This is a genomic window from Bacillus sp. EKM501B (genome assembly GCF_011800505.1).
Classification (GTDB): Bacteria; Bacillota; Bacilli; order Bacillales; family Bacillaceae_G; genus Bacillus_A; species Bacillus_A cereus.
This window is the reverse complement of sequence record NZ_JAALFZ010000013.1, coordinates 13,319-25,755: the sequence shown is the minus strand read 5'-3', so window position 1 is coordinate 25,755 and position 12,437 is coordinate 13,319. Positions and strand designations below refer to the sequence as shown.

Here is a 12,437-nt window from a genome sequence, read left to right as displayed (position 1 = left end):
TTTCATAATGTGGAAAAATAGGGGGATTTATATGTCAAAGTGGCAATCAAAAGAACAATTGATTCAATTATTAAGCGGTCTTGTTGAAATTCCTAGTATTACTGGTTCAGAAGCTGAAGTAATATTGCCAGACTTTGTTGTGGAACAGTTATCTGATTTACAGTACTTCAAAGAAAACAAGCATCATTTACAAAAAAATCCGACAGGGGACGGACGATTTTTTGTTACAGCACTAGTAAAGAAAAGCGATAGTACAAAAAATACTGTAATTCTAGTAAGTCACTTTGATGTTGTAGATGTACAAGATTACGGAGTGTGGAAAGAAGATGCATTTAATCCTAAAAAGTTAACATCTATGTTTTATTCTCATAAAGATGAACTTCCAGACCATGTACGTGAAGATATAGAACATGGAGATTGGCTGTTTGGTAGAGGAACAATGGACATGAAATGTGGCCTCGCATTACAAATGGCAATGATTGAACAAGCATGTGAAGGAAGATTCGATGGGAATGTTCTTTTATTGGCTGTACCAGATGAGGAAGTGAATTCGGTAGGGATGAGGGCCGCTGTTCCGAGACTGTTAGATTTAGCAAGAGAGCATAACTTAGATTATAAAACGGTCTTAAACTCAGAGCCTATGTTTTCAAGACATCCTGGTGACCAAAATAAGTATATTTACACTGGCTCTATTGGTAAAGTGTTACCTGGTTTTCTGTGCTACGGAAAAGAGACACATGTAGGTGAACCTTTTGCAGGTTTAAATGGGATTTATATGGCTTCATTAATAACAGCAGACTTAGAGTTAAACACAGACCTTTGTGATATTGTAGAAGGGGAAGCGAGTCCGCCGCCAACTAACTTACTTCAAAGGGACTTAAAAGAGGATTATTCTGTACAAATTCCGCATCGTGCAGTCACATTATTTAATTTGTTTTTATTAGAAAAATCAATGACAGATGTAGTTTCATTGTTACGTCAAAAAGTAACAAAAGTAGCAGAGAAAATAGAAGAGTCGTATGAAAAACATGCATATCGTTTTTCTAAATATAATCCATTTATACCACCTAATCTCAAAGTAAATGTATTAACTTATGAAGAGCTTATCACATATGCAATTGAGCAACATGGACGAGAAAAAATAGATCATATTCAATCTAATATTATAAAAAATAGAGGAGATAAAGATGATCGTGCGGTAACGATTGATTTAGTAGATAAATTAGCGATTTTATGTAAAGAAAAGGCACCGATGATTGTACTTTTCTTCGCTCCGCCGTACTATCCAGCTGTGAGTTCACGCAACAATCCTTTAATAAAAGAGGTAGTTGTAGAAATGGAAAAGTACGCACATTACAATCATAAAATTACATTTGAAAACCAAAATTATTTTGGGGGGATTTCAGATTTAAGCTATGTAGGCTTGCAGTATCCACTGGATTCAATGAGTTCGCTTGTAGACAATATGCCATTATGGGATAAAGGCTATTCAATTCCGCTTCAGGAATTAGAAGAGTTTGATGTTCCAGTATTAAATATGGGACCGGTAGGAAAAGATGCACATCAATGGACAGAACGTCTAGATGTAAACTACGCATTTGAAACACTATTAGATATGTTACCGAAATGCATTGAAAAATTATTAGTTTCTAATAAAATTACACAATCATAGTAGGGAATAGGTAAGGGATAAAACAGAACCTTTAAAGAAGAGTCAAATCAAATTATTTTAATATAATTAAAAAGTAGAACGGCCAAGCTCAATTTTATATGAGTTTGGCCGTTTATCATGTAGTGAATTTTTAATTAAAATTATGTGAATTCATAGCTAACGTAATCTCTTTTATAGTTTTATTTTTTAGTTTGACCAGATAGTTCAACAGACTTTTGCGTACAACGCTGCATAGCTGAAATAATCGCTGTTCGTAATCCTTTTTCCTCTAATGTTGCTACAGCTTCTATTGTCGTTCCGCCAGGAGAACAAACCATATCTTTCAATTCACCTGGATGTATTCCTGTTTCTAGTACCATTTTTGCAGAGCCTAACACAGCTTGAGCAGCGAATTTATATGCTTGATTTCTTGGCATACCATCTAGTACAGCAGCATCTGCCATCGCTTCTATAATCATATATACATAAGCTGGTGAAGAACCACTTACGGATGTGACAACATCCATTAATTTTTCACTTACGATCTCTGTTTGACCAAAACTATTGAAAATGTTTAGTACATCTTCTAAATCTTTTTCTGTCACCATTTCATTAGGGCATAATGCAGACATTCCTTCTCCAACAAGAGCAGGAGTATTAGGCATTACTCTTACAACCTTTACTTTTTTATTAAAGGCATTTTCAGTACTTTCAATACTTTTTCCAGCAGCGATCGTAACGATGATAGCATCGTTTTTGATTACTTCTTTTATTTCATTAATTATTGATGAATATAGGTCTGGTTTGATTGATAAAATTAAAATATCAGCATTTTTAGCTACTTTATTGTTGTCGGTAGTTGTAGTTAGCCCATATTTTTCACTAGCATTTTTTAAATTAGCAGTGTTTAAATCTGAACAAATAATTTGATTTGAAGACACTATATTTTTGTTTATCATTCCGCCAATCATAGCCATTCCCATATTTCCGCAACCGATGAATCCAATTTGTTTATCCATAATAACTCAATCTTGCTCCTTTTATAATCAATTATATCGGTTTGATATTATTTTCTTAGAATAAGAATAACATCCCTGTGCAATATAAAGAAACATTCTAAGAGAATATATTCCTTTTTGCAACACTAAAAGACAAAAATTAATTATATTCGACATTATGTAAATATATACACTATAATGTAAGGTTTTATGTTTATGAATATGAGTTAAACTTATATCATTTTGTATTTTCATTCAGTAGGGCGATAATTTCATACAAATAACTTGTGGCTCTATTTATTTTTAAAAATACCTCTTGACACCGAATCGAACTATATCGCATAATATAAAAAAATTAGATTGAAAATCGTTGAAGGGAATTAGTACATATGTCTTCTTGCGAAAGAGAGTGGAATTCACCGGCTGAAAGATTCCTCGTATAGAATATATCGAACCTATCCCTGAGTCTTAAATGAAAGTTTAGGCGTTCGCCTGCGTTATAGGCACCAAGTGGATATCTATGTATATCAATTAAGGTGGTACCGCGGAACAATGACCGTTTCGTCCTTTTTATTTTATTAAGGGCGAAGCGGTCATTTTTATTTTGCTCTTAAATACTTCAGTGCAGCATTGATGAGAATAGATATAGTTACAAAGTGAATGAAGTGTAATTTATAAAAAAACTTTGATTTTAGACTTGGGGGATAAAAAAGTGAAAAAACAACGAATTGTTGTAAAGATTGGGAGTAGTTCCTTGGCAGATAGTCATGGAGGCATCTCTACAGAACAGCTTTCAGATCACGTTGCCGCATTGGCTCGGTTGAAAGAAGATGGGCACGAGGTTGTGTTAATTACATCTGGAGCCGTCGCTGCAGGTTTTTCAGCGCTAGGATATCCTAGCAGACCTGTAACGATTAAAGGGAAACAGGCTGCAGCAGCTGTCGGACAAAGTTTGTTAATGCAGGCGTACACGGAGGAATTCCGTAAATATGGCATCGTTACTGCGCAACTTTTGCTGACGAGAAGTGATTTTTCTAGAAAAGAACAATATAGTAATGCTTACGCTACGTTAGGAGAATTATTAAACCGTTCCGCTCTTCCAATTATTAATGAAAATGATTCCATCTCTTTAGAGGAGCTAACGTTCGGTGATAATGATATGCTGTCAGCTTTAGTAAGCGGGCTTGTTTCGGCGGATATGCTTATGATCTTTACGGATGTGAACGGGTTATATGACAAAAATCCTCAGAAAAATGCGGATGCAAAAAAATATTATTTTCTTCCTGAAGTTACGGAAGAAATTTCTTCTCTTGCAGGAGATGCAGGCTCAAAACTTGGGACTGGCGGTATGAAATCAAAAATCGATGCTGCAAAGACAGCACTCTCTCTTGGTGTGAGTGTATTTATCGGAACAGGACGTGGACAGGAAAAGTTTGTAGATGTTTTGAAGGGTAAGGGTGATGGAACGTATGTTGGTAATGCTCCTCAAAAAGAAATGAAGATGAACAAGCAATGGATTGCCTTGCATTCGCTTGTTAGCGGACAAATTGAAGTAGATGCTGGGGCAGCTACTGCCATCATTCAGCATGGGAAGAGTTTACTTCCAGCTGGTGTTACGAATGTATCAGGATTTTTCCAAGTGGGTGAAGTTGTAGAGGTTGTAACGCAACAAGGGCGCGTAATAGGAAAAGGACAATGCACATATAGTGCAGAGGAACTAAGAGATGTAAAAGGTATGCAAAGCCAAGATATTCAAGTAAGAGGCGAGAGACATAGTTATGAAGTCATCCATAGGGATCATTGGGTTTCACTTTAAAAAGGAGGAAATAAAAATGAATGAAGTGTTGGCAAAGGGGATAAAAGCAAAAGAGGTTGCTAGAGAACTTGTGCTTAAAACTACAGATCAAAAAAATGAAGCACTTGCTGCAATTGCTAATCAGCTGATAGTAGAAACAGCTTATATTTTAGAAGAAAACAAACGGGATATTGAAGAAGGTAAGGAGAAAGGATTTTCTCATTCACTCCTTGATCGCCTTTTGCTGAATGAACAACGAATTGTTGATATGACAGAGGGTATTAAGCAGTTAATTGAATTACGTGATCCTATTGGAGAATGTGTAAGTGCATGGGAACGACCAAATGGACTATCTATTCAGGAGATGCGCGTACCACTTGGTGTTGTCGGAATGATTTATGAGGCAAGACCGAATGTAACTGTTGATGCTGCTACAATTTGTTTAAAAACAGGAAACGCAGTAATACTACGTGGTAGTTCTTCTGCTATACATTCTAACAAAGCTATCGTTAGCGTTATTCACCGGGCGCTTAAGCAAACTAGCTTGCCTTCAGAAAGTGTACAGCTCATAGAAGATACAACGAGAGATAGTGCAAAACAGTTGTTTACATTGAACGAGTACTTGGATGTTCTTATACCAAGAGGCGGTAAACAATTAATTGATACAGTAGTGAGAGAAGCGTCTGTTCCAGTACTTGAAACAGGTGCGGGAAATTGTCATATATTCATTGATGAAACAGCAGATAAACAAATGGCGTTTAATATTATTATAAACGCAAAAACGCAGCGTCCATCTGTATGTAATGCAATTGAGACGATTGTACTTCATGAGAATTGGGCAGAGCAATATGGTAGCGAGTTGTTTTCTTCCTTGAAGGAAAGAGGAGTGGAGCTACGTGGTGATAATAAAGCAGTGGCGATTGATCCTTCTATCTTACTTGCGACAGAAGAAGACTGGGAAACTGAGTTTTTATCTCTCACACTAGCAGTGAAAGTGGTTTCCACTGTTGAAGAAGCGATTCATCATATAAATACGTATGGATCTATGCATTCTGAAGCGATTATTACTGAAAACGAGGAAAACGTCAGCAAGTTTTTTACTTCTGTAGATGCCGCGGCACTTTATCATAATGCATCGACTCGTTTTACAGATGGATCCGAATTTGGATTCGGAGCGGAAATTGGTATCAGTACACAAAAGTTACACGTAAGAGGACCAATGGGGCTTCCAGCATTAACTTCTACAAAATATGTGATTCGTGGAAATGGGCAAATTCGAAAATAATAATAAAAGACACTCAATTGGCTTGGGTGTCTTTTATTATAAAAATTATTTACCATACAAATAGCCCAACGAGCATAGCACTTAATAAAGAAACAGCCATCCCGCTAACAAGAAGCTTCCAAACATTTTTACCGATGACTGATGATTTTTCTCCGCCAAATAATGAATTGTAAGTTCCGTAAATCATACCTACTGTACTAAAGTTAGCAAAAGAAGCTAGAAATGTCGTTGCAACCGCAACCGTATGCGGTTGTAACGACTTTAAGTTTGATTTTAAATCCATCATTGCAACAAATTCATTCGTCGTTATTTTGATCCCCATTAATTCAGCTACATACATAGCATCACTGCCTGATAAACCGAGTAAAAATGCAAAAGGACTAAAGATAATGGAGAAGATTTTTTGAATTGTTAACCCCGTTACAAAAAATCCTAAAATCCCATTTAAACATGCTGTTAAAGCTACATAACCAATTACCATAGCTAAAATAACGATAACCATATTCATCCCAACTAACATACTGTTTGAAATAGTAGAAAAGAAATCCTTTTTTTCATGTTTTGAAGGTGTGTAAACAACGTCTTCTTCTTTCGAAACTTCCACAGGATTTAATACATTGGCTAAAATTAATGCGTTAATACAATTTAATGGAATGGCGCTGAAAATATATGTTGCTGGCACCATTGATAAATAAGCGCCAAGAATGGATCCGCTAACGCTACTCATACTCATAATTCCAAAAGTTAATAATCGATTTTCTTTTAACACAGATAATTGATCACGAACAACCGCAAGTGCTTCGGTGTTTCCTAAAAACATCATTTGAATCGAAAAGAAACTTTCTAATTTTGGTAAACGAGAAATCTTTGAAATAACTGCACCTACTTTATCAATAATCCAAGTTAAGATTCCGAAATAAGATAGAATATCGAAAAAAGTAATAACAAAAATGATAGGAAGTAACGCACTAAAGAAGAAATCAATGTGCTGACTTTCCATAGCTGAAGGAAATGCAAATCGAATACCTTCATTCGCACATGCTAGTAGCCAACTGAAAAATGACGCAATTTTATTAATGATAATACTGCCGAGCTTTGTGCCTAACATAAACCATGTAATAAAAAGCTCCAATAGGATGAGAATTACAATTGGTCTCCATTTTATATGTTTTTTATTAGGCGAACATAAGAAAACGATTAATATGACAACGAAAATCCCTAACATATTCAATATGAAATGCATGTCAACAACTCCTTGAGGCTTATTATTTGTATATAAAAAAGCATCTATTCTTCCAAATTTGGATTATGATTAGAAGTTATGAAGCATGTAAGTTATGTTAGGAATCAATGTATTTTAATTTGCTTTATTTTGAGCAATCGCAGTAATTATCGAACAATTAGTTGTTTTCAATTGTTTTGTTAGATATTAAACGTATGCGATTTTAAACATCGTTTATCCCGGATTAACGGGCAGTAAGACTTTTACCTCAAAATTCAGGGAAAGCAAAGAAGTGAAGTGGGGATGGGCTGCCCGCAAAATCCCGATTGGTAAGAGCTGATTAAAATTTCACTTTATAAATAAGAACGGTGAGTTGGCCATGAACCTTGAAGTTTCCGAAGCTGTATAATTTGTCCTGTATGATAAGCATCATGCAAAAGGATATTCATATATTGTTGCCAAACTGGTAGAGAAGGACTTAGTTGATCTAGTTCTGCTTCTTGAAGGGCGGTTAATGAAGATTGTAAGGCATCATGTACTTGAAGCGTTCGCTTTTCTCTTCAATAAACCTTCTCTATAGTTGAACAAGAGAGTGAAATACAACGTATAATTGAGCCATTAAAAAATCTCATTTTTAATATGATATTTAATAATCAAGGCTTTCATTGAGTCAGAATGAAAAGAGTATAAACCTTTTTCTGTTTGCTCATTGATTAAAGTTTTTTTAAAGTTGCAAAACGGTTCTAAAAATATAGAAGGTAAAATTCGATAAAAATAGAATATGTTATATAGCAAACAAGGAGGGGATAAAAATGGAGGTCTATCACATAACGAGCAGAAAAAGGGAAACATACAACGTTCAGGTGAAATATTCGATACTTTTCGAATGTGCACTTGGCATTGCAGCGATTACTCATAAAAGGTTAATTGATACTCTTGAAAAGACTCAAAGTGAATGGGAAGAAATTAAGAAAGCATTAACAGAAGAAATGAGAGAACACTTACAGTTTGTAGAAGAACATAATACGTGGAAAGCATTACTCCAGTTATTGTATGAAGAGGATTTTCAAGATTTATCGCAGTTTAATTTTAAAATTGATTCATTTTCAGAAGAAGATTTGAAATTTATATGTTTACCGTTTTTAGGAGAGAAGTATGAAGAGAAAAGACGTTTAGCTGCAACGGGAGTTGTATGTGCAATACACGAACTAAAGGAACTAACAGATAATCATCAGTTTTTTTCTACTTATATTAGCTTTATATGTAATGTAGATGTACAAGTGCTGAAATCGCATTTAATCGCTGTTATGACAGGTTGGTATGAGAGTGTTATTAAAAGAGAGGAAGAACAAATACTTTCTATATTAAAACGAGATTATGAAGCGAAAAATGAAATGAATAAAAAGATGAAGCCGGAAGAGTTTGTCGAGTGGGCGACTGGCGGAGTGAACTATATGCCAGAGCCAAGTGTTCATCACGTACTTCTTATTCCGCAAATGACGTACAGACCGTGGAATATTGAAGCGGATATTGATGATACGAAAGTATTTCATTATCCAGTTGCGAATGAAAGCATTCATCCTGAAGATCCGTATGAACCGAATTATTTTTTAGTTCAAAAACATAAGGCTCTTGGGGATGAGGCGAGATTGCGAATTGTAAAAATGTTATTTGAAAAAGAACGTACATTACAGGAAATAACGGAAAGATTACAGCTTGGTAAATCGACTGTACACCATCATTTGAAATTGTTACGTGCAGCGAAGTTAGTTGATATACATGACGGAAAATATGTATTAAGAAAGAAAGCAGTACAGTCTTTAGCGAAAGAATTAGATATGTTTTTGAATAGATAATTAACAACGAGAATGTACATAAAGGGAGGAATATAAAAGAAAAGTTGGTGTGTGAAATTGAAAAATATATTGAAAAATCGTTCGTTCTTTTTTATGTGGATTGGTAGTGCAATCTCTGAATTAGGAGGGGCTTTCGGAACGTTATGTAATTCAATTCTAGTATATGAGTTAACAGGATCGGAAATGGCTTTAAGTAGTATGTGGCTATTATATTTCATCCCATCACTCATACTGCAATTAATAAGTGGCCCATTTATTGATAAATGGAGCCGGAAGTGGATTATGATTTTTTCACAATGGATACGGGCGTCCGTATTCTTATTACCTTTGGTGATGCTAGTTACAGGTAGTATAGAAGTTTGGCACATTTATGTTGTTCAAATTGTAGTGGGACTTATTACACCTCTTTATACACCTGCAAGTCAAGCAATTACACCGAGCATTGTAAGTCAAGGACAACTTCAAGACGCAAATGCGTATATTGATGGAATGACTCGTCTCATGATGTTTCTTGCGCCAGTATTGGGCGGAGTAGTCATTCATTTCATTGGAACAGAACTTACATTATCTTTCGTATGTATTTGTCTATTTGTTAGTGGTGCTTTCTTACTTTATATAAAAGAAAAGAGAACTACAACAGATATACGAAAAACGTGGCTAGAACAATTTCTTCAAGGTTTTACATATTTTTTTACAAAACCAATCATCGTTTGGCTCGGTATATTTCTTACTTTCGTGCAGTTTGGAGTAGGGGTAACGATGGTCATAAATCTTCCTTATATAAAAGACGAGCTGTTAGCGGGATATGCAGAGTACGGCTATTTTATGGCAGGTTTTCCACTTGGCTACGTAATTGGCTCAGTATTAGTCGGAAAAGTAACATATAAAAGCCGGCGTATACTTATGCTTGGAGGATTGTTTATAGGGGGACTCACATACATTTCATTAGGATTCAATCATAGTATTATCATTGCAATACTAATTGAAGTAATAGCAGGGATTTGTATTGCATTTTTCAATGTTCATAACACAACAATATGTCAACAAATCGTCCCAAATAATATGATAGGACAAGTATTTTCAGTGCGTTTATTTTTTATACGATCCGCTATGCCATTAGGTGTGTTAGTAGGGGGAATATTGAGTGAAATGTGGGGAGTAAGAGCGCTATATGTAATTATCGGTGCAATTATATGTGTTACATCTTTAATAGGGATGTTACTTCCATATTTCAAATTTTTAGATGAGGCGATAGAAAAGAAATCAGCATAATTCAAAAAATTAAAACTTTACAATTGAAAATAATTATCATAATCAATTATAATAGAAGAATACTAGTATTCGTATAACAAAGAGGGAGTGGAATATATGTTTATCGAAACGAAAACATTTACAGTAAAAGAAGGTACATCAAATATAGTTGTAGAACGTTTTACTGGAGAAGGCATAATTGAAAAATTTGAAGGCTTCATCGATTTAAGTGTTCTCGTTAAAAAAGTAAGACGCGGTGACGAAGAAGTTGTCGTAATGATTCGCTGGGAATCGGAAGAAGCATGGAAAAACTGGGAAACAAGTGAAGAACACTTAGCTGGACATAGAGCGGGCCGTGGTAAACCAAAACCAGATCATATTATTAATGTGGATCATGCGGTTTATTATGTGAAATCATCGAAATCGGCTTATCAACAGTCGTAATATACAAGCAGAGGATACATGTTGTAGAAGCAAACATGTATCCTCTTTTTTATTACTGGGGGGATGGGAATGATAGGAAATCTTTCATTCATTTAAAAAACGTTCTAGGCTATAGAAAAAAATATTAGACTTATAAAGCATAGTCTTAGACGGAACGCTTGAATATTTTCCCTTACATATTTAAGTGTTATGGAAATGAGTCTATATACCTTCTGTTTAAAAGGAGATGAGTACATGAAGCTGAATCATTTAAATTTATGTGTTGATGATTTATCAGAAGCGAGACATTTCTTTGAAACATTTTTTGATTTTCAATTTTTGGAGCAAAAAGGGAAAGCACTTGTAGTCATGAGTGATGAGAGTGGTTTTATACTTGTACTAAGTGATCCAAAAGCATTTAAAGGGAATAAGGAAGTTACGTATCCGGAAGCTTTTCATATTGGTTTTTTAGTGGATACATCAAGTGAAGTGGATCAAGCGTATAATCGTTTAGTAGCCGGCGGCATTGAAATAGACAAGGGACCTTATTTGATGCGAGGTAGTAGTTATGGTTTTTATTTTACAGTATTTAATGGCTTATTAATTGAAGTGTCTTGTCTTGATTATAGAGAAGGTAAGAAAGTTTCAAAGCTTAATAGTAATCATCTAGAGTAATCATTTGAAGGTGTATAGAATTTAAGTATGTATCATATTAGAAGACGGATTAAGAAAGTTTCACTGTAAAGTAAAAAAGACAGACTAATAAATAGTCTGTCTTTTCACATTAATTCTTCACATCATCATAAAGTTCAAGTGCCTCTTTCACATTCAATCCATTTTTCACAATGCCATGTATCGCTTGAATCATCGCAGCTGGGTGCTCGGATTGCCATATGTTTCGGCCCATATCTACTCCAATTGCGCCTTCTTGCAGCGCATTGTACGTAATGTTTAATGCGTCTTCAATTGAATCTAGTTTTGGGCCACCCGCGATGACGACTGGGGCAGGGCATGTGCTCGTTATTTTTTCGAATCCTTCACAGTAATACGTTTTAATAATATCAGCACCCATTTCAACACATACGCGGGAAGCAAGTGCTAGAAAGCGAGCTTCACGTTTTTGTAATTCTTTTGCGACTGCGGTAATGCCGAGTACAGGTAGGCCGTAATCGTGAGCTTCAGAGACTACATTTGCGAGATTTGTAACAGTTTGTGTTTCATAGTCTGATCCGACAAAAACAGAAACGCCAACGCCAATTGCGTTTTGCTTCACTGCTTCTTTTACAGGTGTAACAATTGTTTCATTCGCTAAATCTTTACCGACGACAGTAGCACCGCCAGATACACGCATAACCATCGGTGTGCTGCAGTTTTCAGGAATACAGGAGCTAAGTACACCACGCGTTAAAAAGAGAGAATCCGTGTAAGGAAGTAAGTTTTTAACTGTTTCAAGTGGTTGTTCTAGTCCGTGAATTGGTCCTAAGAAATAACCGTGATCTATTGCTAACATTACCGCTCTGCCATCAGGTAAAATTGTATTTAATCGATTTTTAAATCCCCAAGTCATTCCAAATCACTCCTTCGTTAATGTTGGATTTTCCGTTTGTACAGTATCTTTATTTGGTAAATGTGGTGACTTAATAAAAACAGCTTTAAAAGGTTTGTCAGAATGGTTAATAAGATAGTGAGATTCATGAGGACGAACTTGCAGGACATCACCTTGTTTAATTGGAACTCTTTCATTATTCACATAGAAATCTATTTCACCTTCTAATGCATAAAAGACCTCTTCGCACGTCGTATGATAATGGTTTTGAAACTCCTGGCCCGGTTGAATGACAACAAGGCCAAGATCAATATTTGGACCTTGTATTAAATATTTCGGCCCGTTATCACCGAAGCGATAGGAGAAGTCATTTTCATTCGCTTTTAACATACAGTTCACTCCTTTATGTA

General features: G+C 35.4%; 11 protein-coding genes, 1 pseudogene and 1 other annotated feature. Of the genes and pseudogenes, 7 read left to right on the top strand and 5 right to left on the bottom strand.

Features of this window, described 5'->3' with window-relative positions; translation table 11 throughout:
* Window positions 1–7 precede the first annotated feature (7 nt).
* Window positions 8–1,672 carry a M20/M25/M40 family metallo-hydrolase gene (locus HFD78_RS20870; protein ID WP_002061658.1) on the top strand — a complete coding sequence of 555 codons (1,665 nt, stop codon included), beginning with the start codon at window positions 8–10 and terminating at the stop codon, window positions 1,670–1,672.
* A 179-nt stretch (window positions 1,673–1,851) separates the two neighbouring features.
* Here the strand turns inward: HFD78_RS20870 and proC are convergent, their stop codons facing one another.
* Complete coding sequence (gene proC / locus HFD78_RS20865; protein ID WP_000360729.1) at window positions 1,852–2,670, bottom strand: pyrroline-5-carboxylate reductase; 819 nt, start codon at window positions 2,668–2,670, stop codon at window positions 1,852–1,854.
* Between the two features lie 340 nt (window positions 2,671–3,010).
* Window positions 3,011–3,221, top strand: a binding site (T-box leader).
* A gap of 140 nt (window positions 3,222–3,361) precedes the next feature.
* On the opposite strand from proC, the gene proB reads away from it, so the two are divergent.
* Together proB and HFD78_RS20855 are read left to right on the top strand one after the other, a co-directional pair.
* Complete coding sequence (proB, locus tag HFD78_RS20860; RefSeq protein WP_000744736.1) at window positions 3,362–4,465, top strand: glutamate 5-kinase; 1,104 nt, start codon at window positions 3,362–3,364, stop codon at window positions 4,463–4,465.
* Between the two features lie 16 nt (window positions 4,466–4,481).
* On the top strand, window positions 4,482–5,729 hold the full coding sequence (locus HFD78_RS20855; RefSeq protein ID WP_001006620.1) for a glutamate-5-semialdehyde dehydrogenase: 1,248 nt from the start codon (window positions 4,482–4,484) through the stop codon (window positions 5,727–5,729).
* Between the two features lie 49 nt (window positions 5,730–5,778).
* On the opposite strand, the gene HFD78_RS20850 is transcribed toward HFD78_RS20855, so the two are convergent.
* Window positions 5,779–6,972, bottom strand: coding sequence for a NupC/NupG family nucleoside CNT transporter (locus tag HFD78_RS20850; protein ID WP_000545484.1), 1,194 nt, complete (start codon window positions 6,970–6,972; stop codon window positions 5,779–5,781).
* Window positions 6,973–7,304: 332 nt separating this feature from the next.
* Window positions 7,305–7,505, bottom strand: a pseudogene (locus HFD78_RS20845) (DinB family protein); the annotation flags it as partial.
* Window positions 7,506–7,763: 258 nt separating this feature from the next.
* Between HFD78_RS20845 and HFD78_RS20840 the strand changes: the two are divergent.
* The 4 genes from HFD78_RS20840 (at window position 7,764) to HFD78_RS20825 (ending at window position 11,156) form a co-directional block, all read left to right on the top strand.
* Window positions 7,764–8,807 carry an ArsR/SmtB family transcription factor gene (locus HFD78_RS20840; RefSeq protein ID WP_000454579.1) on the top strand — a complete coding sequence of 348 codons (1,044 nt, stop codon included), beginning with the start codon at window positions 7,764–7,766 and terminating at the stop codon, window positions 8,805–8,807.
* Between the two features lie 51 nt (window positions 8,808–8,858).
* The gene (locus tag HFD78_RS20835) at window positions 8,859–10,079 is read left to right on the top strand and encodes an MFS transporter (RefSeq protein WP_000769178.1); all 1,221 of its coding nucleotides are present in this window, start codon (window positions 8,859–8,861) and stop codon (window positions 10,077–10,079) included.
* A gap of 96 nt (window positions 10,080–10,175) precedes the next feature.
* Window positions 10,176–10,502 carry a heme-degrading monooxygenase HmoA gene (gene hmoA, locus HFD78_RS20830; protein WP_000469498.1) on the top strand — a complete coding sequence of 109 codons (327 nt, stop codon included), beginning with the start codon at window positions 10,176–10,178 and terminating at the stop codon, window positions 10,500–10,502.
* Between the two features lie 234 nt (window positions 10,503–10,736).
* Window positions 10,737–11,156, top strand: coding sequence for a VOC family protein (locus HFD78_RS20825; protein ID WP_097814007.1), 420 nt, complete (start codon window positions 10,737–10,739; stop codon window positions 11,154–11,156).
* A gap of 109 nt (window positions 11,157–11,265) precedes the next feature.
* On the opposite strand, the gene lsrF is transcribed toward HFD78_RS20825, so the two are convergent.
* Both lsrF and HFD78_RS20815 read right to left on the bottom strand, forming a co-directional pair.
* Complete coding sequence (gene lsrF / locus HFD78_RS20820; RefSeq protein WP_000219782.1) at window positions 11,266–12,048, bottom strand: 3-hydroxy-5-phosphonooxypentane-2,4-dione thiolase; 783 nt, start codon at window positions 12,046–12,048, stop codon at window positions 11,266–11,268.
* Window positions 12,049–12,054: 6 nt separating this feature from the next.
* A complete protein-coding gene (locus HFD78_RS20815) occupies window positions 12,055–12,417 on the bottom strand; it encodes a cupin domain-containing protein (protein ID WP_000909986.1) in 363 nt (120 codons plus the stop codon).
* Window positions 12,418–12,437: the final 20 nt, after the last annotated feature.